General features: G+C 44.5%; 29 protein-coding genes, 4 tRNA genes and 1 riboswitch. Of the genes, 8 read left to right on the top strand and 25 right to left on the bottom strand.

Going from position 1 to position 23,979, the window contains the following annotated elements; all coding sequences use genetic code 11:
- Window positions 1-2: 2 nt before the first annotated feature.
- Both BC8716_RS15320 and BC8716_RS15315 read right to left on the bottom strand, forming a co-directional pair.
- Complete coding sequence (locus BC8716_RS15320; protein WP_094429268.1) at window positions 3-275, bottom strand: YqhV family protein; 273 nt, start codon at window positions 273-275, stop codon at window positions 3-5.
- A 371-nt stretch (window positions 276-646) separates the two neighbouring features.
- Window positions 647-946, bottom strand: coding sequence for a YfzA family protein (locus tag BC8716_RS15315; RefSeq protein WP_094427044.1), 300 nt, complete (start codon window positions 944-946; stop codon window positions 647-649).
- A 219-nt stretch (window positions 947-1,165) separates the two neighbouring features.
- Between BC8716_RS15315 and BC8716_RS15310 the strand changes: the two genes are divergently transcribed.
- A complete protein-coding gene (locus BC8716_RS15310) occupies window positions 1,166-1,711 on the top strand; it encodes a shikimate kinase (RefSeq protein WP_094427042.1) in 546 nt (181 codons plus the stop codon).
- A gap of 46 nt (window positions 1,712-1,757) precedes the next feature.
- On the opposite strand, the gene efp is transcribed toward BC8716_RS15310, so the two are convergent.
- The 3 genes from efp to BC8716_RS15295 all read right to left on the bottom strand — a co-directional run bounded on the left by efp (window position 1,758) and on the right by BC8716_RS15295 (window position 4,015).
- Complete coding sequence (gene efp, locus BC8716_RS15305) at window positions 1,758-2,315, bottom strand: elongation factor P (RefSeq protein ID WP_011247325.1); 558 nt, start codon at window positions 2,313-2,315, stop codon at window positions 1,758-1,760.
- 62 nt (window positions 2,316-2,377) lie between these two features.
- Window positions 2,378-3,448: a M24 family metallopeptidase gene (locus BC8716_RS15300; RefSeq protein WP_094427040.1), complete on the bottom strand. Its 1,071-nt coding sequence runs from the start codon at window positions 3,446-3,448 to the stop codon at window positions 2,378-2,380.
- Between the two features lie 72 nt (window positions 3,449-3,520).
- A complete protein-coding gene (locus BC8716_RS15295; RefSeq protein ID WP_094427038.1) occupies window positions 3,521-4,015 on the bottom strand; it encodes a YqhR family membrane protein in 495 nt (164 codons plus the stop codon).
- Between the two features lie 346 nt (window positions 4,016-4,361).
- On the opposite strand from BC8716_RS15295, the gene BC8716_RS15290 reads away from it, so the two are divergent.
- On the top strand, window positions 4,362-4,757 hold the full coding sequence (locus BC8716_RS15290) for a hypothetical protein (protein WP_094427036.1): 396 nt from the start codon (window positions 4,362-4,364) through the stop codon (window positions 4,755-4,757).
- 95 nt (window positions 4,758-4,852) lie between these two features.
- On the opposite strand, the gene BC8716_RS15285 is transcribed toward BC8716_RS15290, so the two are convergent.
- The 3 genes from BC8716_RS15285 to splB form a co-directional block, all read right to left on the bottom strand.
- Complete coding sequence (locus tag BC8716_RS15285) at window positions 4,853-5,749, bottom strand: patatin-like phospholipase family protein (RefSeq protein WP_094427034.1); 897 nt, start codon at window positions 5,747-5,749, stop codon at window positions 4,853-4,855.
- 95 nt (window positions 5,750-5,844) lie between these two features.
- Window positions 5,845-6,276 carry a transcriptional regulator MntR gene (mntR, locus tag BC8716_RS15280; RefSeq protein ID WP_094427032.1) on the bottom strand — a complete coding sequence of 144 codons (432 nt, stop codon included), beginning with the start codon at window positions 6,274-6,276 and terminating at the stop codon, window positions 5,845-5,847.
- A gap of 75 nt (window positions 6,277-6,351) precedes the next feature.
- On the bottom strand, window positions 6,352-7,377 hold the full coding sequence (gene splB / locus BC8716_RS15275; RefSeq protein WP_095328019.1) for a spore photoproduct lyase: 1,026 nt from the start codon (window positions 7,375-7,377) through the stop codon (window positions 6,352-6,354).
- A gap of 134 nt (window positions 7,378-7,511) precedes the next feature.
- On the opposite strand from splB, the gene dat reads away from it, so the two are divergent.
- A complete protein-coding gene (dat, locus tag BC8716_RS15270) occupies window positions 7,512-8,366 on the top strand; it encodes a D-amino-acid transaminase (protein ID WP_094427027.1) in 855 nt (284 codons plus the stop codon).
- A gap of 180 nt (window positions 8,367-8,546) precedes the next feature.
- Here the strand turns inward: dat and helD are convergent, their stop codons facing one another.
- Both helD and BC8716_RS15260 read right to left on the bottom strand, forming a co-directional pair.
- A complete protein-coding gene (gene helD / locus BC8716_RS15265; RefSeq protein WP_094427025.1) occupies window positions 8,547-10,847 on the bottom strand; it encodes an RNA polymerase recycling motor HelD in 2,301 nt (766 codons plus the stop codon).
- Window positions 10,848-10,930: 83 nt separating this feature from the next.
- Window positions 10,931-11,764, bottom strand: a complete 834-nt coding sequence (locus tag BC8716_RS15260) for a lipoate--protein ligase family protein (RefSeq protein ID WP_094427023.1) — start codon at window positions 11,762-11,764, stop codon at window positions 10,931-10,933.
- Between the two features lie 174 nt (window positions 11,765-11,938).
- Between BC8716_RS15260 and BC8716_RS15255 the strand changes: the two genes are divergently transcribed.
- Complete coding sequence (locus BC8716_RS15255; RefSeq protein WP_062749385.1) at window positions 11,939-12,322, top strand: rhodanese-like domain-containing protein; 384 nt, start codon at window positions 11,939-11,941, stop codon at window positions 12,320-12,322.
- A gap of 59 nt (window positions 12,323-12,381) precedes the next feature.
- Here BC8716_RS15255 and gcvPB read toward each other — a convergent pair whose 3' ends face one another.
- The 3 genes from gcvPB to gcvT are packed head-to-tail and all read right to left on the bottom strand — an operon-like array spanning window position 12,382 to window position 16,315.
- Window positions 12,382-13,857 (bottom strand): aminomethyl-transferring glycine dehydrogenase subunit GcvPB, encoded by a 1,476-nt coding sequence (gene gcvPB, locus BC8716_RS15250; protein WP_094427021.1) that lies wholly within the window; start codon window positions 13,855-13,857, stop codon window positions 12,382-12,384.
- Window positions 13,854-15,200 carry an aminomethyl-transferring glycine dehydrogenase subunit GcvPA gene (gene gcvPA, locus BC8716_RS15245; protein ID WP_257251890.1) on the bottom strand — a complete coding sequence of 449 codons (1,347 nt, stop codon included), beginning with the start codon at window positions 15,198-15,200 and terminating at the stop codon, window positions 13,854-13,856. The genes gcvPB and gcvPA overlap by 4 nt, the downstream gene beginning before the upstream one ends.
- Window positions 15,201-15,211: 11 nt before the next feature.
- A complete protein-coding gene (gcvT, locus tag BC8716_RS15240) occupies window positions 15,212-16,315 on the bottom strand; it encodes a glycine cleavage system aminomethyltransferase GcvT (RefSeq protein ID WP_094427018.1) in 1,104 nt (367 codons plus the stop codon).
- A 179-nt stretch (window positions 16,316-16,494) separates the two neighbouring features.
- A riboswitch (glycine riboswitch) is annotated at window positions 16,495-16,588 on the bottom strand.
- 161 nt (window positions 16,589-16,749) lie between these two features.
- Here gcvT and BC8716_RS15235 point away from each other — a divergent pair.
- Both BC8716_RS15235 and BC8716_RS15230 read left to right on the top strand, forming a co-directional pair.
- Window positions 16,750-18,429 (top strand): DEAD/DEAH box helicase, encoded by a 1,680-nt coding sequence (locus BC8716_RS15235; RefSeq protein WP_094427016.1) that lies wholly within the window; start codon window positions 16,750-16,752, stop codon window positions 18,427-18,429.
- On the top strand, window positions 18,416-19,213 hold the full coding sequence (locus BC8716_RS15230) for a YqhG family protein (protein WP_094427014.1): 798 nt from the start codon (window positions 18,416-18,418) through the stop codon (window positions 19,211-19,213). The genes BC8716_RS15235 and BC8716_RS15230 overlap by 14 nt, the downstream gene beginning before the upstream one ends.
- A 63-nt stretch (window positions 19,214-19,276) precedes the next feature.
- Here the strand turns inward: BC8716_RS15230 and BC8716_RS15225 are convergent, their stop codons facing one another.
- Complete coding sequence (locus BC8716_RS15225) at window positions 19,277-19,462, bottom strand: DUF2759 family protein (protein WP_011247341.1); 186 nt, start codon at window positions 19,460-19,462, stop codon at window positions 19,277-19,279.
- Window positions 19,463-19,600: 138 nt separating this feature from the next.
- Here BC8716_RS15225 and BC8716_RS15220 point away from each other — a divergent pair, with 138 nt between their 5' ends.
- Entirely contained in the window at window positions 19,601-20,230 is a 630-nt protein-coding gene (locus BC8716_RS15220; protein ID WP_094427012.1) for an MBL fold metallo-hydrolase, read from the top strand.
- A gap of 47 nt (window positions 20,231-20,277) precedes the next feature.
- Here the strand turns inward: BC8716_RS15220 and BC8716_RS15215 are convergent, their stop codons facing one another.
- The 7 genes from BC8716_RS15215 to comGC all read right to left on the bottom strand — a co-directional run bounded on the left by BC8716_RS15215 (window position 20,278) and on the right by comGC (window position 22,830).
- On the bottom strand, window positions 20,278-20,520 hold the full coding sequence (locus BC8716_RS15215) for a DUF2626 domain-containing protein (RefSeq protein WP_011247343.1): 243 nt from the start codon (window positions 20,518-20,520) through the stop codon (window positions 20,278-20,280).
- Window positions 20,521-20,803: 283 nt separating this feature from the next.
- The gene (locus tag BC8716_RS15210) at window positions 20,804-20,998 is read right to left on the bottom strand and encodes a YqzE family protein (RefSeq protein WP_094427009.1); all 195 of its coding nucleotides are present in this window, start codon (window positions 20,996-20,998) and stop codon (window positions 20,804-20,806) included.
- Between the two features lie 52 nt (window positions 20,999-21,050).
- Complete coding sequence (gene comGG, locus BC8716_RS15205) at window positions 21,051-21,386, bottom strand: competence type IV pilus minor pilin ComGG (RefSeq protein WP_157730461.1); 336 nt, start codon at window positions 21,384-21,386, stop codon at window positions 21,051-21,053.
- Window positions 21,387-21,399: 13 nt separating this feature from the next.
- Window positions 21,400-21,846 carry a competence type IV pilus minor pilin ComGF gene (locus BC8716_RS15200; protein ID WP_094427006.1) on the bottom strand — a complete coding sequence of 149 codons (447 nt, stop codon included), beginning with the start codon at window positions 21,844-21,846 and terminating at the stop codon, window positions 21,400-21,402.
- Complete coding sequence (locus BC8716_RS15195) at window positions 21,824-22,087, bottom strand: hypothetical protein (protein WP_094427004.1); 264 nt, start codon at window positions 22,085-22,087, stop codon at window positions 21,824-21,826. The genes BC8716_RS15200 and BC8716_RS15195 overlap by 23 nt, the downstream gene beginning before the upstream one ends.
- A gap of 13 nt (window positions 22,088-22,100) precedes the next feature.
- Entirely contained in the window at window positions 22,101-22,541 is a 441-nt protein-coding gene (gene comGD / locus BC8716_RS15190; RefSeq protein ID WP_157730460.1) for a competence type IV pilus minor pilin ComGD, read from the bottom strand.
- A complete protein-coding gene (gene comGC, locus BC8716_RS15185; RefSeq protein WP_094427000.1) occupies window positions 22,519-22,830 on the bottom strand; it encodes a competence type IV pilus major pilin ComGC in 312 nt (103 codons plus the stop codon). The genes comGD and comGC overlap by 23 nt, the downstream gene beginning before the upstream one ends.
- A gap of 193 nt (window positions 22,831-23,023) precedes the next feature.
- Here comGC and yidD point away from each other — a divergent pair, with 193 nt between their 5' ends.
- On the top strand, window positions 23,024-23,266 hold the full coding sequence (gene yidD / locus BC8716_RS15180; protein WP_011247349.1) for a membrane protein insertion efficiency factor YidD: 243 nt from the start codon (window positions 23,024-23,026) through the stop codon (window positions 23,264-23,266).
- Window positions 23,267-23,291: 25 nt separating this feature from the next.
- Here the strand turns inward: yidD and BC8716_RS15175 are convergent.
- From BC8716_RS15175 to BC8716_RS15160, 4 genes are all read right to left on the bottom strand, one after another.
- Window positions 23,292-23,375, bottom strand: a tRNA-Leu gene (locus BC8716_RS15175).
- A 26-nt stretch (window positions 23,376-23,401) separates the two neighbouring features.
- A tRNA-Ser gene (locus BC8716_RS15170) sits at window positions 23,402-23,492 on the bottom strand.
- A 34-nt stretch (window positions 23,493-23,526) separates the two neighbouring features.
- Window positions 23,527-23,600, bottom strand: a tRNA-Ile gene (locus BC8716_RS15165).
- 15 nt (window positions 23,601-23,615) lie between these two features.
- Window positions 23,616-23,686, bottom strand: a tRNA-Gly gene (locus BC8716_RS15160).
- Window positions 23,687-23,979 lie beyond the last annotated feature (293 nt).

Here is a 23,979-nt window from a genome sequence, read left to right as displayed (position 1 = left end):
TCCTATTTGCGGATGCCAATTAAAATGAGGGCAACGCCTGTGGCGATAAAGACTAATTTGCTTGGCGACAGTTTATCAGCAATGCTGATCAAGCCAATGGCGATCGATAGTAAAAAAATTGAAGGACCGACGATGGCAAGGACAGCATTGATCGCTACCGCACGTTCAATGCTGTTGTATTTGAGCATTAGCAAGGCAGCGCTAATTTCAATCAAGCCAGAAAGCAGCCTCAACCCTACCATGACCAGAAGGGCCCATTTAATGGCAACAAACATATTCAATTTGCCGGTCACCCCATTTCGGTCTTTTCGAAAGACAAGCACTTTGTACACTCTATGAAAGGCAAGGACCGTTTTAGAACAGGATAAAACGATAAAAAAACGTCAACAAAAATAATCGGACGGATAGAAAACGCTTGGCAGAAGAGGAGTGTAGGTGAGGGAAGATGCGAATAGAACGAGTGGTTCCTAGCAGTAATTTACGGACCGAAAGCCAGACCCAGCAAAAAGAACATTTTTATTGCCTTTCGGTTTTCTAGTGTAACGGACAAAACCACTCAAAAATTAAAAAGATACAAGAGAAAGCTCTCGTATCTTTTAGCCAACAATCGCGCCCGATTGCTGAAGAAACTATTTCCAAACATTTACTAGTTTTTTTCAGTGACAAAAATAGTTTTTATTGCCCCTATCATTCCAGGTACCAGAAAAAAGATACCAAAAAATACGGTAAGTAAATTCATATGTGGTTCTTCATAAAAAGCAAGCCACTTTGTAAAAATGGGAGCTCCAACAATTTTTCCATATAACGTTCCATCATCAAAATCCCTATAAGGGATCCAGCCTGTCGTCTCAAATATAATAAAAATTATTTGTGACAATAAAAATACACCAATAGACGATACCCAAGGCTTTTTTAGAAATGAAACAGGTTTTTTTTTAGTAGCCAAAAAATGTCTCTCCTTTGAATGATCCTTCTGTACAGTTAACTGGCTAGTCTAAAACATTTTAGCCAATAAAATAAAAATGACATTATTTCAATTTATCGGATGTTCTCCTTTTATGCAAGCCCATCCTACCGTTTCGTAAAAACTGGCGTACGCCTTCCCCACACTGCTAATTTTTTTGCTATACTATTAGCAAATTGATTGTAAAAGAGAGTGCCATCTATGAGAACAGAAGTGCCTTTAATTGAAAAAAACATCGTTTTAGTCGGGTTTATGGGCGTCGGCAAAACAAGCATTGGCCAAGCGCTCGCCAAAAAAATGTACCGTGATTTTATTGATATCGATGCCAAGATTGAAGAAAAGTTGAACATGAGCATTCCCGCGATTTTTGAAAAACATGGGGAAGCTTTTTTTCGCCAACATGAAAAAGAAGCCGTTTTTTCTGCTTGCAAGGAAAAATTGAAAATTATTTCCCTTGGCGGCGGCGCTTTTACACAAGAAGCGGTCCGCCAGCGCTGCCTTGCCGACTGCATTGTCATTCACTTGGATCTTTCATTTGAGTGTTGGAAAGACCGTGTCCACATGCTGATTGACAACCGCCCGATTCTCCAAGGAAAATCGATGCCTGAATTAAAACAACTTTACACAGTAAGACGCAAGGCTTATGAAAATTATCACTCCCGCTTTTCGACAGACGCTTTCAATGTCGAGGAAGCCGCGGAGTATTTAAAAGAATCGCTCCACCTCGCCTATGAAATCGAAGGCTAAAAAAGCGGCTTTTCCTGACTAGCAAGGAAAAGCCGCTTTTATTATGCTATGCTCTTGATACGTAAGAAGCTGATCTTGTGTCAATTACTAGCTTATCGCCTTGGTTTACGAAAAAAGGCACCTGAACAGTCAAACCTGTTTCTAAAGTTGCCGGCTTCGTACCTCCTGAGGCTGTATCGCCTTTAATTCCAGGCTCGGTTTCCACAACTTCTAAAATGACCGTATTCGGCACTTCTACGCCCAGTGTTTCGCTTTCATACGAGATGACATGTACTTCCATGTTCTCTTTTAAAAATTTTAGCTCGTACTCAATTTGTGCTGTTTGCAGTTCAAGCTGTTCATACGTTTCGTTATCCATAAATGTGTGTGTGTCGCCACTTGCATACAAATATTGCATACGACGGTTTTCAATATGCGCTTTTGCGACTTTCTCACCAGCACGGAACGTTTTCTCTTGGATTGCGCCCGTCCTCAAGTTACGCAGTTTTGAGCGGACAAACGCTGCTCCTTTTCCCGGTTTAACATGTTGGAACTCCATCACTTGCCAAATGCCATTATCGACTTCAATGGTTAAGCCCGTTTTAAAATCATTTACTGAGATCATTTCGTTTCCTCCATTTGCACAATTTGCCTTGTTTACTATACCACAGCTTTCGCTCTGTGTCTTTATACACCGACATGAATGAGCGTCCGCGGCGAATGGGTTAGCGTCGAGTTCCCGTTTTCTGTAATGACGACGTCGTCTTCAATACGCGTACCACCAACGCCAGGTATATAAACGCCAGGCTCAACCGTCACGACCATTCCTGGCTGCAAAACAATATCCGATTTTGTTGATAAACTTGGTCCTTCATGTACTTCCATGCCGAGCCCGTGGCCTGTTGAGTGGCCAAAATATTGGCCATACCCTTTTTCAGCAATGTAATCTCGTGCAAGGGCATCGCCTTCCTTGCCAGTTATGCCTGCTTTAATGCCCTCAACAGCTCGCTCTTGAGCAACCCGGACCGTTTCATAAATAGCTAGCAATTCATCCGATACATCCCCTACTGCTAGCGTCCGCGTTATGTCTGAACAATAGCCATTATAATAAGCACCATAATCGAGCGTTACCAATTCACCATGCTCAATCGTTTTTTCTGAAGCGACGCCATGAGGCAAAGCAGAACGAACGCCAGAAGCAACAATAATATCAAATGAAGACGACGTCGCTCCTTTTTTGCGCATAAAAAACTCCAGCTCGTTGGAAACATCTATTTCTCTTACGCCAGGTTTAATGTATCCTTGAATATGGGCAAACGCTTCATCGGCAATCGCTGCCGCTTTTTGCATAATCGCAATCTCTTCCTCTGTTTTTATGATACGAAGCGATTCAACCACTTGCGAAACGGGGATCAATTTCGTATTGTCCAGCAAGTTTTGATATGTTTCAAATTCTGCATATGTAAGCTGTGTTTTCTCAAAACCAAGGCGCTTTATGTGGAGACGTTCCACTTGCGCGGCAACTTCCTGTGGTAGCGTGCCTTTTTGTTCAATTACAGAACAATCAACGACTTGTTTCATTGCTTGTTCGGTATAACGAAAATCAGTCAAAAACAGTGCGTCTGTTTCAGTAAGTAAAACAGCGCCAGCCGTTCCGGTAAACCCACTGACATAGCGGCGGTTAATACTGCTGGAAATAAGCAAACCGTCCAATTCATAATCGCTTAACTTTGCTTGCAATGTTTTTACAATCGACATGGCTATCCCTCGCTTCTTCCTTGAATAAGCAAATTGTAGCACAATTTTTGCCACTGGGAAACGGGGCTCTAATTAATGACGAGCTTCGTTTTGTTCCGCATACTCATAAGCAATCGAATAGCCGATAAACAGCCCGTAAAGGATAAATAGACATAATGTTGTAACCAGTGTATTAATTGTGTACGATTGGACTGGTTTTAATTGTGGAATAAAAGGATTAAGAATGTAAAAAACAATTACCCATATCAATACGCCAAAACCGACTCCAGGCCAGATGCTATTTACTTTTTGCAGCATCCATTTGTACAAAAACGCAACCCCAATCGAGCAAATCGCAATGACGCCAACGCCAACAACCTGGCCAATGTGGCCCGTTTTCCATTCTCCTAAAGCCCATGGCAATAGGACAAAGGAAGGCCCGACTTGTGTAAAATTGAAATAATAAGAGAAATAGCCGATTAAAGACCAAATAAGCCCACCAAAAAAGCCGATCAACACCGTTTTAGTAGTAAAGCTCATTTGTTTTTCTTCTTGTATTTGCCGATGCAACTCTTTTCTTCTTGACATGCTTGCACACCTCCATTTGCTAGCATGCCCTAAATGAAAAAATACTTGTACGCTTGTTCGTTTTTGCTAAAAAAAGGTATAAACAAGGATTTGCCGTACATACTTTTAAAAACCAATCTTCGTCAATTTGCCTTGCCCGCTGTTCATAGACGTTTTATACTTTACTTATAAATGAATGAGCGATAAAATCAGAACTTCAATTTCCCCATCTTGCATGTTCACAACCTTGTGCATGTATCTTCCTCATTTGGCCGTATGTCCATGGAACCGCTTTAGACGATGGACGCTATTTTTGCGAACGTGTTTGCGCAAGCTTTAAGCTTTTATTTAGAAAGGGGACATGGACGTGAATAACCGAATGAAAACCATTTTTGTTGTCTTGCTCGCACTGGCGGCAATTGGCATTTTCAGCAACATTGGCAGCTTCTTTTCAATGGTTGGCAAAGCTGTGATCGCCATCGCGGCAATTTACTTTATTTATCGGCTTGTGATCGCAAAACGGTACGGCACGAGCATTTTCCCGAAACGGAAAGACGGGCCGACACGCGCTCAAATAAAAAAAGCGCAGCGAACTAGTTCTGCAAACAAGCAGGAACAAAAACGAGGATTCAAACAAAACGGAGCCAAACCAGTTGCAAAGGCAAAAAGCCCATTAAAAAAAGGAGCAAAACGCCGGTCAGGGCCACAGTTGACTGTCATTGAGGGCAAAGGGGCGAAACCGAAGCGCAAGAAAAAAGCGTAATGTTTACTCTTTCAAGTCAATCGGGATAATATTGGAACGGACAACTTGCGTTTAGCTAAAAACCGGAGGCTCTTTCGCGAAAGAGCCTCCGGTTTTTAAGGTGTCCATGTCGATAGAAAGGCAGTTGTTTTTTCTCGACCGAGTTGGACCATATGCTGTTTTTCTTCTGTCGTTAGCGAAAAGTCGGTTGATTTGATGTCCTCGACCGGGATAAAGACGACATTTTTCGCATGCTTTTCACTAATATAGCGAATATCATGGGCGCTTGTCATCGTTTCGAACAGCGCTTTGTACATGTCAACGGCATTGTTGATTACCGCTGGCGGCCGCTCGTCAAGCCGTGGCGCTAATTGAAAGCCAATCACCGGCCGCCTCCAACCTCCTTGGCTGCCGTCTTTAAATAGCCACATCGGAAAATTGCTTAGCAACCCACCATCGACCATATAAAACAGCTTTTTTTTCACCGATCTGTCATTTAGCTTTACCGGCTCAAAAAAATACGGAATGCTACAGCTCATGCGAATGGCCTTTGCTACGCTAAAGGCGCCGGGGTCATATTTATATTTAGGCAAATCATCTGGGAGCACAACCATTCGTCCTTGGGTAATGTCGGAAACAATTACCCGCAATGAGCCGCTCGGAAGATCAGCAAAACGACGGATGCCTTTTTCCGCCAAAACGTCTTGAAGCCATGCTTCCAACTGATCGCCTTTATATAAACCGAGGCGAAAGTAAAGATTGATCCACTTGGCAACAGGTAAAGGCAAAAACGACATCCGTTCATCTTTCATTTTTACGACATCAAGCTGATCTAACAGCCGATGCAGCTCTTTACTCGTATAGCCAGCCATAAGCAGCGCTGCTATAATTGCACCTGCGCTTGTACCGGCAATCCGTGTAAAAGAAAGCTTGCGTTCTTCCGCTGCTTCAACTGCCCCTACAAAGGCAAACGCTTTAACGCCGCCTCCTGCAAACACGGCATCTACATTCACTTTCGTCACCCCCTTATCACCTATATGTGAAAAAAGAAGGATGGTTTCCTTCTTTTTACGGGGGTGCTATAAAGGCAGTTCATAAACTGTGATCGTTACTCGTCTTCGGGAAAGTCGTTGCGCTTTTGAATTTCCCGCAACTCGTCGATTCGCGTTTGGTTTTCTTGGAAGTATTGGACAAGGTCGCCAATCCGGTCTATCGCATCCCAGCTGATATGATGTTCAATCCCTTCTACGTCTTTATAAATATGGGTATCGTCCACACCAATGATTTTCATAAAATCCTCGAGCAATTCATGGCGATAAACGAGCCTTTTGCCGATTTTATTGCCCTTTGCCGTTAAAACCAAACCCCTATAACGCTCATACACCAAATAATCACTCTTATCCAGTTTTTGAACCATTTTCGTCACCGACGATGGATGGACTTCAAGCGCTTCGGCAATGTCCGATACCCTTGCATATCCCTTTTCTTCAATTAACATATAAATCCGCTCTAAATAATCTTCCATGCTTGGTGTTGGCATGAAATCCCTCCAATCAAACAGGCGAAAGCCGTCACTTCTTATCTTACTATAAAATGGAGATAAGAGACAGGGGGATCACGTAAAGTACTCGATTTTTGCACGCGGAAAGTATTTGTCAATATAGCCAGTAAGGGTGTCGCGCAACTCGGCCGCCCGTTCATCTTTGTAAACATACTTTCCACGTCCATATCGGCCCCATTTGTATTTCCGCTCCTTCTCCTCCATCTCCAACTTTGATTTCGGATAACGCTTGTTTATGACTCGTTTCGCCGTTTGTGTAAAACGGTGCTGGATCATTTCGAATGTTAAATCTTTCTTCGCGTAGGAAGGCAAACTTGCTTCTAAACGTTCAAACAATTCAAGATAACCTTCTTTCCAGCCTTCATGCCAAATAATCGGTGCGATCACAAAGCCAAGTGGATAATCCGCTTTAGCGACTTTTTCAGCAGCCTCGATCCGTTCTAAAAAATTGGACGTTCCTGGTTCAAAATATTTAATAACATGTGCAGCATTGACACTAAAACGGAAACGCGTGTTGCCGTTATGTTTGGCATCGAGGAGGTGATCCACATGGTGGTACTTCGTGACAAAGCGAAGCCGGCCATATTCACGCTCCCCGATAAATTCAATTGTTTTCTTTAATGAATGCGTTAAATGATCGATGCCGACAATATCGGATGTGCAAGCCGCTTCAAAACGGGTGATTTCTGGCGCACGCTCTTTCATATAATGATCAGCTGCCGAAAAAATATCATCGAGATTTACATATGTTCGGATGTACGGTTTATCTCCAAGCGTTGTTTGCAAATAGCAGTAGTGGCAATGCCCCATACACCCTGTAGCCAATGGAATGGCGTACTCTGCCGATGGCTTGGACGTGTCGAATTTTAACGTTTTTCGGACACCGACTACAAGTGTCGATTTGGCATTCCGGTATTTTTGATTTTCATTTTTCCCTGGGATGTTCCGTACTTGATTGTGTGACGTTGTCTCCCGAATTTCGACATCTGCGTTTTTAAACTTCTCGTATAGTTCCTTGCCAAGTGGATAATTAAGCGCTTGTGGTTCAAAGTACACAAGTTGGGGGTAAAATGGCCTCATCAAAACGCTCCTTTTTTATTTTCCTATAGAATGTGTATCTAGAATGAATTTCATTACTCCCATTGACAAACAAGCGTTCTTTTTGGAAAATAGAAGAGACGTCAAGAAGAAAATATAGGAAACGAGGGCTAAAAATGAATCATATTATCGTGAATGACTCCATCGTCCCTGAAACAGAGGCCCATGTTTCATACAATGACCGCGGGTACCATTTCGGTGATGGCATTTATGAAGTTGTACGCATTTATGAAGGAAGTTATTTTGCGCTCGATGCTCATTTAGACCGGTTGTATGCCAGCGCAGAAAAACTCGACATGCGCATTCCTTATCAAAAAGAAACGTTGGCAGCCCGCCTAAACGATTACAAGAACACCGAAAAAATCGAAAATGGCTCTGTTTACGTCCAATTTACAAGGGGGGCAGGCGCTCGCAACCATTTGTATACCCGTGAAGAAACGCCTGTTTTAACTGGCTTTGCACTCCCTGATAAGCCGATGCAAGCAAGCCAGGAAAAGGGCGTTTCCGTTTATGTAACGCCTGATATCCGTTGGCTCCGCTGTGACATAAAAACCATCAACTTGCTAGGCAATGTCCTCGCCAAACGGAAAGCAAGCGACCACGATTGTGCAGAGGCGGTGCTTTACCGTGATGATGCGGTCACAGAAGGATCTTCATCTAACTTATTTCTTGTCAACAATGAGACTTTATACACACATCCGGCAAACAATTTGATTTTAAATGGCATTACACGCCAGGAAATCATCTCGATTGCTAAGAACATGGGGATCGATGTTGTGGAAGAGCCGTTTCCTAAAGAAGTGCTTGCCCACGCGGAAGAAGCGTTCATTACTAGCACATCGATTGAAATTACGCCTGTCCATACGTTCAAAGGCGATGTAGTCGCTACACTGTCCGTCGGCCCTGTAACAAGAAAACTGCAACAAGCACTTGCAGCGCACATTAAAAACGAAACAAGCGCCCCCGTTTAGGAGGGCGCTTGATTTTGTCGACTTTGTCGACAAAATCATTCAGACTGATAGAAAACGCTTGTCAGACGAGGAGTGCAGGCGAGGGAAGATGTGAATAGAACAAGTGTTCATGAACATATGACCGAGACAAATGACGAAGTATGCGAGCGTTTGTCTACAGGCTGAAACAAGCGCTTCCGTTTAGGAGAGCGCTTGTTTTTCTTCATAAAGGTGGGACGGGATCGGCTTCAGCCATGGCGACCATTCGCCTGCGGCAAAAACGGTTAAGTGGTCCATCGCCCGCGTGCATGCTGTGTAAAGGTGGTACCGTTCTTGGGAAGAAGCATAATGGCTTGCAGACGCATCAAATACGCCGACTGCATCAAATTCAATGCCTTTCGCCAAGTAAACAGGCAAAACGACTGCTCCTTCTTTGTATTCATGATGGTCTTTGGCCACAAGCTGAATATCGAGCCATTCGCTCAGCTGGGCATGGACATCGTTTGCTTCTTTCGCCGTTTTGACGATTACGGCAACCGTCCTGTAGCCTCTCTCTCCCATTTGTTCGACCCATTCTTTAACAGGCTTTATTAAAGCTTGGCGGCTTGTTCCCTTCACCAAAACAGGCACATCACCAGGCCGTTCAAATGGGATAATCTCCTCTGGATTCGGCAGCATCTCCCGAGCAAAACGAATAATGGCTTCAGTAGACCGGTAGCTTTTATAGAACGCCATGTATTTGACATCAGCCTCGTCGCCACCGATTAAGCCTGTTTGGTTTGGCCCGTGGATATAAAGCGTCTGGCTGACGTCGCCGACAATTGTAAAATGGGCGGCTGGGTAGAGCATTTGCATATAGACGAGCTGAAAATGAGTGTAATCCTGTGCTTCATCAATGAAGACGTGTTTAATGGACCGGTCTACTTGTAACCCTTTAACACGGTCCTGTAAATAGAGAAACGGCGTTGCATCTTCATAAGGCATCCGCTTTTTACTAATTTCACTGCTAGACCATAAGGCAACGGCAGCAAATCCGTCCGTATCCCGATGGCAATCATCAAATAAAAATTGTTCGTATAGCTTTTCACTATCAATAAAAGCGAGCGCTTTTATCCGCTTTTTCAATGGCTCAAACGCCTCGCGCACCAGTTGTTTAGCAATAAGTTGTTCTTGTCTTTCTTGGGCACCGAACTCCTCTTCGTTCGCAGTTGCCTTTTCTACTTCCCAGTGCGTTCGCAGCAGTGTTTCATTGTCTAACAGCTCACGGGCTTTTTCGACCCATGCTTCAGAACGTTCTTTCCCTTCTTGTTTGGCGATCTCTTTTAACAACCATTCCCCAGTGAGCCTAAGCCGATTTTGCAAAGGAATGCCATGATCCAAGCAATAGAAATACGTTTCAATATCTTCTTTTGGTATCAGTGTCTTTTTGCGAAAACGGACGTCTTTAAAAAATAGTCCCCCTTCTTTCAGCTTTTCAATAAAAGCATCCAGTTTTTCTTTAAATGCACGCCCTGATTTTACAGCAATGCTTCTCATTCGCGTTCGGTACAACTCGCCTTTATCTGCGCCTAGTATATATTCAAGCTGGGCAAATCCGTCTTCTACTTCATACACACGCCCAAGTCGCTTATAAAGGTAACCACGAAACGTCAATTGCTTCATATTTTCTTCGCCTAACTCAGGAAGAACAGTCGACACATAACTGGAAAACAACTCATTCGGCGAAAACAAAACAAGTTGGTTTGCTTCAATGTGAGAACGATGGCGGAAAAGCAAATAAGCAGCACGCTGCATTGCCACAGACGTTTTTCCGCTGCCTGCCACTCCTTGTATAACCAAATACCGGCTTTTTTCATCACGTATGGCTTGGTTTTGTTCTTTTTGAATCGTGGAAACAATCGTTTTCATATAACGGGAAGCGCCTTCGCCAAGAGATTCCTTTAAACGTTCGTCACCAATCGCAAGCGATGTATCGAACATGGCTTTTAACTCGCCGCGGCGAAACACATATTGTCGCTTGTTCTCTAACACCCCTTTGACTGTACCAGCTGGCGCCGTATAGGTAACAGGGCCAATTTCTGAATCATAATAGACGCTAGAAATCGGGGCACGCCAGTCATAAATGAGAAAATCGCTATCGTTTTCATCCATTAGCGAGGCGATGCCAATGTAAATCGGTTCAGCCTGATTTTCTCCTTCGATCTTTAAATCAATTCGGCCAAAGTAGGGAGAATCAGCTAACCGCCGCAACGTCCGCATTTGTTTTTTAATTAGTGCGCCACTACGTTCCCGTTCATTTAAAAGTTCTGCTTGTTGTTTAATGCTGGAGATCGTCTCTTGAATCTCGTGGCTATTGGAAAAGTTGACGGTGACATGATCCCAAAACGTTTCCTTCAATTCCATTTCATCGCCCGCTACGCCTTCCAGTTGTTCACGGAGCATTGCTTGTTTTGTCCTTATAAATGCATGTATATAAGCGGCGCGTTCTTTTTCGTATTGCAAAGCAACACGTCCTTTCCACCAGGCTTTCAAAAAGAGTCAACGTTTATCTTAGCATAGCCCAATTCGGCCATTCAAGTAGCGAACTAACGGCGGAAGTTCCATTCATCGCTCTCGTAACGGCTTTTCGCTAACGATTGGACTTCCTTTTCTTCCGATTCACTTAACTGATAAGGGACCAATTGAATGCCTAGGCCTTTCTCGAACCCTTGTTTAAACGCTCGGCTTGCCTCGTCTAATGTGACAGGCTCCTTTCTAAGGGCGTTAATCGCAACGGCCTTTTGCGAAAAAGCGCGCTGCATCCGCTCTCTCAACCGGTCGCTTCGATACTGGAATAAATCAAACAATTTCTCTTCGTCTATATCTAGAAGAATTGAGCCATGCTGCAAAATCACGCCTTTTTGCCGCGTTTGCGCACTCCCGGCTATTTTTTTCCCCTCCACGACTAATTCATAATAGGACGGGGCGTCAAAACAAACCGCAGACCTTGGCTTCTTTAATGCCTCACGCTCTTTTTCGCTGTCAGGAACAGCAAAGTAAGCATTGAGGCCCAATGCTTTAAATCCTTCAAGCAACCCTGTGGAAATGACGCGGTATGCTTCTGTAACCGTCTTTGGCATAGCTGGATGGGCTTCTGACACAATCACGCTATACGTTAACTCATGTTCATGCAACACGCCACGCCCTCCCGTAGGGCGGCGCACAAAGCCGAGCTGTTTTTCTCTAACAGCTTCCATTCGAATTTCTTTGGCGACACGCTGAAAATAACCAATTGACAACGTCGCCGGTTCCCAGCCATAAAAACGAATAGTCGGGGGGATTTTTCCTTCGCTGTGCCAATTCAACAACGCCTCGTCTAAGGCCATATTATAAGCGGGCCCTTGTTTTTTTGAATCGATAAAGCGCCATACTTCACTCATAAAATCGCTTCCTTTTCCTAGTGTGCTACATTCCTCTATTAGTTTACCAAACTGAGGAATTCTCCGTAAGCGTCAAAGCCATTTCTCCTGTCTGCTACAATTATTGAAAAAAATGAGACCCGCGCTTATAATAATGATAGTTGATATTGCAAAAGGAGAATCTAGCCTCATATTATGGATGCACAAACAATCATTCTTATTGTCCTCACAGTTGTGCTCATCGTTTTTATTGCATCTCGTTTTTACAAACCGAAGTATTTGAAGACATTGAGCCAAGACGAATTTATTAAAGGCTACCGCAAAGCACAGCTAATTGACGTGCGGGAAACACGCGAATATGAGGGTGGCCATATTTTAGGAGCGCGTAATATTCCGCTCTCACAAATACGGCAGCGGTTAAACGAAATCCGCCAAGACCAGCCTGTCTATCTGTATTGCCAATCGGGCACACGGAGCAAACAAGCGGCAAAACTGCTGCGGAAAAAGCGGGGCGTCCAAGACATTTCTTATTTAAAAGGCGGCTTCCGCAACTGGACAGGCAAAGTCAAAAAGAAATAATGCACAACTTGTTTTGAAAAAAGCAGCCAGGCCCCTTGCGCCTCGGCTGCTTTCTCATTTTAGACTGTTTCTTTTTTCATTTCATAACGCAAAATCGGTTTGCGCGCTGCAAGTGTTTCGTCTAAGCGCTTAATGACCGTATGGTGTGGCGCTTCTTGGACAAGTTCTGGCGATTCCTCTGCTTCTTTAGCAATTTGGATCATCGCTTCAATAAACTCATCCAGCGTCTCTTTTGATTCCGTTTCAGTTGGCTCAATCATCATACATTCTTCGACGTTAAGCGGAAAATAGATAGTAGGCGGGTGATAGCCAAAATCAAGAAGCCGCTTCGCTATATCAAGCGTCCGTACGCCAAGTTTTTTCTGGCGTTTGCCAGATAGGACAAATTCATGTTTACAATGTTGCGTATACGGCAAATCATAATAGGGCTCTAGCCGGCGCATCATATAATTGGCATTTAGCACAGCGTTTTCAGAGACTTGTCGCAATCCATCTGGGCCCATTGTGCGAATATACGTGTAGGCGCGCAAGTTAATGCCATAATTCCCGTAATACGGTTTTACACGGCCAATCGATTGTGGCCGATCAGCATCAAAACGGAAAAAGCCGCCGTCGTTGATTAACACTGGCTTAGGCAAAAAGGGAACCAGTTCTTTTTTGACGCCAACTGGTCCTGAGCCTGGACCACCGCCCCCATGTGGACCTGTAAATGTCTTATGCAAATTCAAGTGGACTACATCAAAACCCATATCTCCTGGTCTAGCGATCCCCAGTATCGCATTGGAGTTGGCTCCATCATAGTACAGTTTTCCTCCTGCACGATGAATGATATCAGCCATTTCCTGTATGTCTGCTTCAAATAAGCCAAGCGTATTCGGATTGGTCAGCATAAGGGCAGCCGTTTCCTCGTTGACCACTTCACGTAAATGGTCTAAATCGACAAGCCCTGCTTCGTTTGTACGTACTGTTACTGATTCAAAGCCAGCAACAGTGGCCGAGGCTGGGTTCGTCCCATGGGCCGAATCAGGAACGACCACTTTCGTACGCTTCTTATCGCCATTCGCCTCATGATAAGCGCGAATCATCATTAACCCTGTCCATTCACCATGGGCTCCTGCAGCTGGTTGCAATGTCACTTCATCCATGCCTGTAATTTCCGCAAGTGCTGTTTGCAACGAATAGAGCATCTTCAGCGATCCTTGTACTTGCTCCTCCGGCTGGTAAGGATGGACATGCACCAAACCAGGCGAGCGGGCAATGTCTTCATTAATTTTCGGATTGTACTTCATTGTGCACGAACCAAGTGGGTAAAAACCGGAGTCAACGCCATGGTTTCGTTTTGATAAGGCTGTGTAATGGCGCATAATTTGCAACTCCGACACTTCCGGGAGCTCAGGCTCTTCCTCACGTACATATGCTTCAGGGAGCAGAGATTCAAGCGGCTGCTCTTCAATATCCAAGTCAGGCAAACTATGGCCAATGCGTCCTTGTTTGCTTAATTCAAAAATCAATGCGACATCTTTTGCTTGTGTCATACGAGCGCCCCCATTTCATTCGCGAAGAAATCCAACTCTTCTTTTGTGCGCAGTTCTGTCACGCAAACGAGCATTTGTCCGTTCCGTTCTGGCTCAACACTGCCGAGATCAAAACCGCCAATCATCCCTTTTTCCAACAATTTGCGATTTACGTCTTTGACAGGCTGTCCGCAGTTGATGACAAATTCATTAAATGTTGGCCCGTCGCCTACTATGTCTACACCTGCAAGGGTAAGCTGTTTTTTTAAATAGGCGCTTTTTTGCACATTTTGTTTTGCCATTTCTTTCACACCTTGCTTGCCAAGGGCAGTCACCGCAACAGATGCAGCCAATGCATTAAGCGCCTGATTTGAACAAATATTGGAGGTTGCTTTTTCACGGCGAATATGCTGTTCACGGGCTTGTAACGTCAAAACAAAACCTCTCCGCCCTTCTTCGTCGACAGTTTGCCCTACGAGCCTTCCAGGAATTTTACGCATTAATTTTTTCGTTGTCGCAAAATAGCCGCAATGAGGTCCTCCAAACTGAACCGGAATCCCAAACGGTTGTGCATCGCCAACGACAATGTCCGCCCCAAAGTCGCCAGGAGGCTTTAAGACGCCAAGGGCAAGCGGGTTGCTCGAAACAACAAATTGCGCTTTACCTTGATGGACAATTTCCTCGATTTCAGCAAGAGGTTCAAGGTTGCCATAAAAGTTAGGGTGTTGGACAATGACGCAAGCAACATCTTCATTGTAAGCCGCCTTTAATGACTCGATATCAGTCACATTCGCATTAGCATCAATTTCTATGACATTCAAACGTTGCCCGTACGCATTTGTTTTCAAAACCGCACGTGCCTCTGGATGGACAGCTTTTGAAACAAGAATCGTCTTCTTTTTTGTATGCCCACACGATAACATCGCTGCTTCAGCAAGCGCAGTAGGCCCATCGTACATGGAAGAGTTGGCAATATCCATGCCAGTTAGTTCGCAAATCATTGTTTGAAATTCAAAAATCGCTTGCAACTCACCTTGGGAAATTTCCGGTTGATACGGCGTATAAGCTGTGTAAAATTCAGACCTAGAAATCACATGGTCAACAATCGACGGAGTATAATGCTCGTAAACTCCTGCTCCTAAAAAGGACGTGTACGCTTTAATCGATTGGTTTTCATCAGCAAGCTTTTGGAAATGAGCAATTAATTCTGGCTCTTTCAACGCTGCCTCTATAGCAAGTTTGCCTTTAAAACGGGTCGAATCTGGAATATCGGCAAACAACGCCTCAATCGAATCAACACCGATTGTAGCAAGCATTTCTTTCTTATCTTCCTCTGTCATCGGCAAATAGCGGTGTGTATTCACGGTTACCCCTCCTAATTCGTACGCTTGTAAAACGGCGTTTTTACGACTCGAGCACGGAGGCGTTTGCCTCGTACTTCTACTTCAACTTCAGTGTCAATGGCCGCTGCATCAGCTTTGGCAAGCACAAGGCCGACATTTTTGCCAAGCGTTGGCGATTGCGTGCCGCTCGTGACAAAGCCGACGTCCTGCCCTTGATAAAAGACACGGTACCCAGTCCTTGGAATTCCCCGATCCACCATTTCAATTCCGACTAGCTTGCGGCTCGGCCCTTGTTCTTTTTGCTTTTTAAGCGCTTGTTGTCCAATGAAAGCAGCCTGTTTATCAGTCTTAACTGCGAAACCGATGCCAGCCTCAATTGGGCTAATGTCTTTTGTCAGCTCCTGCCCGTATAATGGCAACCGCGCTTCAAATCGCAACGTATCACGGGCTCCTAACCCACATGGCAGAAGACCAAACGGTTCGCCGGCTGCTAAAATCGCGCGCCAAAGTTCAGCCGCATCGCCTGCCTTTACGTAAAGCTCGAAGCCATCTTCGCCTGTGTAGCCTGTCCTAGAAGCTAAAACAGGTATCGATGCGAACATAACGTTCTCTTTAAAGCGAAACGGGCGAATCTCAGACAAAGGCTCATCCGTCAACGTCTGCAAAACCGCTAATGCTTGCGGGCCTTGGACAGCTAGCAAAGCTGTTTCATTTGATATGTCGGTAAGGGTCACTTGCCCCGATACATGGGAGCGAATCCATTCAATATCTGATTGAATGTTAGCAGCATTGAGCACAAGCAAATACGCATTTTGATTGCGGCGGTAAACAATTAAATCATCAACCGTCCCCCCTGATTCCGTGCACATTGCATTGTATTGGGCTTGGTTATCTTGCAATTTCGACAAGTCGTTCGTTACTAGTGCTTGCAAACTGTTTAATGCATCAGGCCCTTCCACCAGCAATTCTCCCATATGGGATACATCAAAAAGCCCAGCAGCGTTCCGAACGGCGTGATGCTCTTTTTTAATTCCTGAAAAGGAAACGGGCAATTCCCAGCCGCCAAAGTCAACCGTTTTCGCTCCTGCCTGAGCGTAAAGTTCATAAAGCGGTGTTCGCAACAGCTTATTCTCCATAAAGAACCCTCCTCAATTTTTAATCCATGCCATTGAGCCATGTAAATCCCCTCAATAGACGAAAAAAGGACACGGCAAACACAAGCTGTGTATGCCCTGTCCTTGAACCAGAAAGTTTCCCTCGGCCAAAAGCCGAATTGTCTTCGTAGGTGGCTTATAAAAAGCGCTCTCCAGAGATGCGTCAAGTAAAAGTCTTCTTTGCCTGAGAGATTCGCAAAATGCTTGCTCCTTCGGCGCTGGGCGTAAATGCCCAGTCTCTCCCTTTACCATCATCCGCTTTATTCAGTTGCGTTTGCCGAATCAAATGATTGGAATATGTACATACTAAACAGACGACATGTTCACTTCTTATCCTAACAACCGATCGTCCGTTTCGCAACAGATTTTTTGAAAAATACGGCGGCAATTTCCAAGAAATAAAGGATGTGACCGACTTGGATATTAACATTAACTTCGACGACAGTTGGAATGTTCGGTTCTTACAACGTTTGGCCGACGACGGGCCATGGTCTAACTTTGAAACGTTCAAACTCGCATATGAAGCAGAGCAACATGAGCAAATCCCCGACTTTCAAGGATTGCTTGCGCCTCGTTATTTGCCTGCTTTACAACCTTATGAGCACCAGCTTGAAGCCGCGCAAACCGTGATCGAAAAAATGAATGGCAAGGCGATTCTCGCAGACGAAGTCGGATTAGGGAAAACGATTGAAGCTGGTCTTATTTTAAAAGAGTACATGATTCGCGGCCTTGTCAAAAAAGCGCTTATTTTAGTGCCAGCTTCACTCGTGTCACAATGGGCGATCGAGCTAAACAGCAAATTTTACATTCCTGCGATTCCGCAAAAAAAAGCATATGTATGGGAGCAATGCGACGTGGTCGTCGCCTCAATTGACACTGCAAAACGCCAGCCGCACCGTGAGATTGTGCTCGCCCAGCCATACGATATGGTCATTATCGACGAAGCCCATAAACTAAAAAACCCAAAAACAAAAAACTACGAGTTTATCCGTTTGTTGAAAAAGAAATTTTGCCTGCTGTTAACAGCAACGCCTGTGCAAAACAAGCTGGAGGAAATCTTTAATTTAGTGTCTTTACTAAAGCCCGGCCACCTTGGCAATATCGAGAGCTTTAAACAACAATATCGGGCCAATAACCGTTCTGCAAAAAATGATGAACAGCTCCGTGCTCTCATCCAAAAAGTAATGGTTCGCAACCGCCGTGAGGAAACAGGGATTGAATGGACCAAACGAGTCGTTAATACAGTGCCGATTACTTTTAGCCAAAGTGAACGGAACTTTTATGAAAAACTTGAATCGTTACACGGCACGATCAACCATTTTACGTTGCTTACGTTGAAGCGAGAATTATGCTCTAGCCGCGAAGCTGTCTTTGTTACGCTGAAAAACATGATTGATAAATATGAACAAGAGGGGAAAGAGACAGGGGCAATTGTCGAATTGCTCAACGACGCGACAGCAGTTGATGGCCACGCCAAGGCCGAAAAAGCACTCGAATTGATTCAAAAAATTGATGACAAAGTCATTATTTTTACCGAATACCGCGCCACCCAATTGTACTTGCAATGGTTTTTAAAACAACATGGCATTACAAGCGTGCCCTTTCGCGGTGGGTTCAAACGTGGCAAAAAAGACTGGATGCGGGAGCTATTCCAAAAACATGCACAAGTGCTGATCGCTACTGAGGCAGGGGGAGAAGGAATCAACCTTCAATTTTGCCACCATATTATCAACTATGATTTGCCGTGGAATCCCATGCGTGTCGAACAGCGAATCGGCCGTTTGCATCGCCTAGGCCAAGAGCATGATGTACGCATCTATAATTTTGCTGTCCAACATACAGTTGAGCAACATATTCTTGAGCTGCTCTACGAGAAAATCCATTTGTTTGAGTCCGTGATCGGTGAATTAGATGACATTTTAGCAAGAATTGATCTACCTGAAATAGAAGAGTACGTTCAATCCGTCATGGCTCAGTCTACTTCAGATGGTGAAATGAAAATTAAATTTGATCACTTAGCTGCCATTATGACGGACGCACAAGAAGAACTCCGGGCTGAAAAAGGAAAGGAGGACGACGACCATGAGACCGCCTGATATCCATCAATATTTGCGTCGTTACTTTCTTGCAAATGACAGTCCGATTCTAGAAGAATCGCCAAGTCACCTGAAAGTCCAGCTCTCGGTTGAGCTGGATAAAGAGCTGATGAACCGCCCTTTTTACTGGCATTATTTAGAAAAGACTGGCGGTGTGCCAAATCCGATGACGTTAACACTCATTACGGACAACAACCGCTGTCCAGAAAACATTAAAGGCGAACCGGTTCATTTTGGTTCAGTCCGGTTAGCACAAATTTTCCAATCGGCCAAAAAACTTGGCGCATTCGTCCGTATGTATGAACAAAAACAGCCTGTAGGGCAAAGCTCACATCCTTTACATCCATGGCTTTGTATGAATGCCAACGTGGCGTTTCAATGCGACCGCAAAAAAGATGTCTTGCTTTCGCTTGGCTTAAACCTCATCCACGGACAAATTGTGCCACAGTTTTTTGAAAGGCTTGAGTCTCTAACACTCACACCCAAAATCCCAGATTATTGTTTTACATTATCACCAATGATTCGGGTCGAGTCAGGAATGAAGCGCCTGCAAAAAATGATTCGTACGTTTGCTGAGCAAGAACCAAAGGATTGGGCGAAATCGGCAATGGAGCGTTGGGAAAGCGATGATGCATTGCTTGAAGCTTTTTATGAGCAAGAAGAAGACAAACCAGAAAGCTACGTCGCTGAGAAACAAGCGTTAAAAGAATTATATGAACCGAGAATCAATGTGTCTCTCGTCAATGGCGGCATCTTTTATTTACATCAGCAAATGTTCCATTAATCATGTACATGCTAGAAGCCCATTTCCGAATAGGACGGAAATGGGCTTCTGTTTTGTACGTTCTTATTCGAGAGGTACGCCGGTGCCTTGAAAAATAATCGCGTACAATGTTGCAATTGAAAAAAATCCAAATACGATAACAGCCACGCCACTAAAGCCAGCAGCAAAGAAATTTTTCCTTTTTACGCTCACAATTCCGCCAAAGACAGACAGAATGGCGATTAAGAGAAACAAGATGGCTAAAACCATAGCGAAAGCCTCCATTTACTAGTATGTATGGTCGTTTTTATTGTACCCGTTTTCATGCCATTTGTCGAGTCGCCTTCCTTGCAGAATCACGTTTTTACGATGTATCGTAGAACATAAAGAAAACGTTAGGAGGCAGACATGTATACACAAATTCCCCTTGGCCCTTTACAAACAAATGCCTATGTCCTCTACAACGAGGAGAAAGAGGCTGTACTGTTTGACCCAGGCGGCGACGGAGCTGCGTTTGTCAACTGGATACGCGAACAAAAATTAACACCACAGGCGATTTTGCTTACACATGCTCATTTTGACCACATTGGCGCACTAGAAGAAGTCAGACAAGCATTTGCCTGTCCTGTCTATCTTCATGACGCAGAAAAACAATGGCTTTTAGACCCTGTGAAAAATGGTTCAGCTCGAATGGGAAGAGAGCCGATTAAAACAAAGCCTGCAGATCACTTGCTCAAGGACGAAGGCACGCTGAAAGTCGGTTCTTTTTCTTTCAAGCTTTTTCATACGCCTGGCCATTCTCCTGGGAGCGTGTCTTACTATGTTGCTGATGAAAACATTGTCTTTTCTGGCGACGCCCTCTTTCAACAAGGAATTGGCCGAACCGACCTTTTCGGCGGCAACCACGAACTATTATTGCAAAGCATACACAACAAACTGCTAACACTCCCAGAAGAAACCATTGTCGCTTCTGGACATGGGCCGTTGACAACGATTGGCCAAGAAATGGACCACAATCCGTTTCTGAACGGCTATTAAAACAGCTGCTTTACAAATGTAAAGCAGCTTATTTTTGCATATGTAGGTTAATGTCCGAAACTTGGAACAAGGATAAACACGGAATAATACGTGAAACCAACAAAAAATAACGTGCAATAGCCAGCAAAAATATAAACATATACCCTCTCAGACAGCCCTAGATAGCCTAGCGCAATCAAAATGACGGTTTGCGCAAAAAACAGCAAAGCCATTTCATTCATATGCCCAATATAAAATAATACCGCAAATATGCCCGTCCAAAATCCTAAAACCCGAAACATGCGATCCATGCTCTTTGCCCTCCTTCTTTAAGCGATCATCTCTTTCATTATATACGCTAAGCCGATTTTTTGTAAATGCTTTCTTAAAAGGAAGCACGGGAAAGCCTCAGACTGTAGACAAACGCTCGATCCTTTGTTGCTCCCCTCGCTCAGATGCTTTGAGACTGTTGTTCCATGCGCAAGAAAACTACTGCTTATGACTTCCTGTTCTATTCGCATCTTCACTCAGTTTCGCGTCTCAGCTGACAAGCGCTTTCTATCAGTCTGAGTGATTTTATCGACAACTTAAACGCTAACCGCGCCTTCCTTCTTTCAACCGGCGCCTGGCGATTGAAACAGCCATCGGCAAGACGCCGAATGCCCAATTAGAGAGCGGTTGTTTTTCCGCCTTTCTTTTGCTGCGCTCCTCTTGCCGTATGGCTTTCGGTTTTTCCATTCGCTTCACCGCTTCCTGTGTCGCAAACTTCAACAAATCCTGGAATGTCACCTTGCTTCACCTCACTGTTAGTGTAACCAGTTTGTATGCCATTCAGACAAATTTACAGCCCTTCTTCATATGCAACCATTTTCCAATCGGCATTGACAGTCACCCGCGCCTTTCTTGTAGCACCGTTCTTCAAAGTCGCTTCAAACTCATAAACGCTTTTGTCCTCCTTAGCCTGCTGCACAATCGACACCGTCCCCATTGGATAGTGCTTGTCTCCTATGTCTTCTCCCTCGCTTGCAAGAATATCCAAAATCGCCAACTGCAGTGCATTTTCCAATTCAAGCAAATGGAGCTGTTGTTCATAAAAGAGCCGCTCCCGTTCATAATGGAACAATTGATAAGAAAAATAGCCGCCAAGTACAAGGAATGTCAACAATGTTAGCGGCAAAATAGCGCCTCGTTCATTTTTTATGAAAATAGAAAGCCACATCCTTTGCCGTCCAAAACGAACGTGTAGTCGTTTTCCCATTTTCAAAAGTAATCGAACAGCTTAAGCCATAACCCGTTTTCTCGCAGCCAAATCGTTCAACTGCTTCTGCCATTATGACCACTCCCTTGCCGTCTCGAAAACGTTGGATCCGTTTTTGGGGCCGCCATTCATAACTAACAGCCGAACCATCCTTATAAATCAATAAGGCGTCGTCCTTCCAAGTGATGAGTTCAGCTTCTTTTGCTTCTTTAGCTACATGGTTTAAAAAAGGCTGCGCGTCAAACGGTTCACCAGGATCGCTGTAACCAGCTAGCTGCAATAGCGATGGCAAGCAGAATACCACAACTGATAGCACAAGCAAGCCAATCAAATGCTCGATTATTGTAAAACCGCCCTCATTTTTTAAGCGCGTATACACAAAGCTGGCCGTTTGCCTTCACCACACTTTCCTCACAATACGCCAAAATATTGTCATAGGCCGTAACTTGCCAGTCTTGGCTGCCCTCTTGGAAATAGTAATCATGGCGCTTTTCCTCAAGAGCAACAAGCATCGTCATCTCATTAGCTAAATCTATTCGCGCGTCATAGACCCACGCGTACAGTGGCACCAGAAACGCAGTGGCTGTAGCCAGTAAGCCTAAGCCAATTAACGCTTCCATTAACACAAAGCCCTTACAATTCCCGATAAGACACACGCCCCTTTCCGATCTGAACGCTGAATCTAGCTGTAATATGTGAAGTCGATACATTCCAAGAACCCGATCTTTGCGGATGGCCGTTTTCCAAAAAAACGACGTCGTTAATAGACATAGTCACCGTTTCCATGTCGAGTACGAGTGGATAGCGGAACGAGCTATGCTCTTTTTTATCAGCAAACACCACTAACCGGTCTTCTTCAAATGATACCGTTACCTTTTTTCCTTCTGTCATCGCAATATGTTGAGCGAGAACAAGGTCTTCCCGGAGTTTGGCAATGGCTGCTTTTTCTTCATTAATCGGTTGGTTTTTGGATATAGAAAACGTAGGAAGGAGAAGCAATACAGACAAAAGCAATATGGTGAGGAGTAATTCAATAAACGTAAAGCCATCATCAGCCCGAAACGATGATAACATTTTTTCCATCTAAGCGGAGTGTTTTTCCTGAAGCACAAGTTACTTGGTCAACGTACCCTTCTTGAACAAGAGTATCAAGGGAGCGAGGCAATTGCCCATGTTCGACTTCATAAGCGGACACTTGTGTCTGGACGAGTTTTCGTGTAGCATCGCAACTTTTGTCGCCAGCCAAGTCAGTATTTTTTGTCATATTCGGTAAGGCAATTAAAAGGAGCACAGATATAATCATCAACACAACAAGCATTTCAATCAGCGTAAACCCTTTTTCATCTTTAAGCCGTTTGATCATCACTCACACCTCTCTATTAGGAATTTGCCAATAAACGCGCCCCTCCTTTCGCTTCCAGTTATCGATACAATTAGACACATGAAGCAAAAATCCTGCATCACGAAACGACTAAATTTTTGACCTCTGCCAATGGCTGTTTCTGCTCGCTAATTTTTGCTATACTTTAAGCATATAGAATGAAAGGAAGTTACAAATGCGCAAGCTCCTCATTCAAATCATCCGTCTTTACCAACGGTTTATTTCACCGCTTACCCCACCATCCTGCCGCTTCTATCCAACTTGCTCTGCCTATGGAATTGAAGCAATCGAAACACACGGGGCCATTAAAGGGAGCTACCTTGCCATAAAACGCATTTTAAAATGCCATCCTTTTCATCCAGGTGGCGTTGATCCCGTCCCTGAGTGCCAACATACCAAACACAAAAAAACTCCTTAAGCAGTTGCCTAAGGAGCTTTTGAAATGCGGGTGAAGGGACTTGAACCCCCACGTCCGTTAAGACACTAGAGCCTGATTCTAGCGCGTCTGCCAATTCCGCCACACCCGCATGTCAAAGCTCAGTTGTAGCATAAATGGCGGAGAAGGAGGGATTTGAACCCTCGCGCCGCTTACACGACCTACTCCCTTAGCAGGGGAGCCCCTTCAGCCACTTGGGTACTTCTCCTATTCAAAGCGCCCAACCCATTTCCGTAAGGTGATGGGCCTGAGTGGACTTGAACCACCGACCTCACGCTTATCAGGCGTGCGCTCTAACCAGCTGAGCTACAGGCCCTTACTAAACAGGAAAAGCGGGTGATGAGAATCGAACTCACATCATCAGCTTGGAAGGCTGAGGTTTTACCACTAAACTACACCCGCATATATTAATAACTACTATCCTCATTTTTGGAGCACCGAACAACATGCCTCTTCCTCTGCTCGCTTATTCAAGCGATGTGAATGCGTCGAGGCAACTCGGAGTTTACTCATGGATGTTTCGCTCGTGGCTGAGGTTTTACCACTAAACTACACCCGCATATTAATAATGACTTTCCTCATTTTCTGAGCACCGAACAACATGCCTCTTCCTCTGCTCGCTTACTCAACGATGTTTTTGCGTCGAGGCAACTCGAAGTTTCTCACGGATGTCTCTGCTCGTGGCTGAGGTTTTA

Origin of the sequence: Shouchella clausii, assembly GCF_002250115.1 — a bacterium.
GTDB classification, from domain to species: domain Bacteria; phylum Bacillota; class Bacilli; order Bacillales; family Bacillaceae_D; genus Shouchella; species Shouchella clausii.
This window is presented reverse-complemented; position numbering and strand designations above follow the sequence as displayed.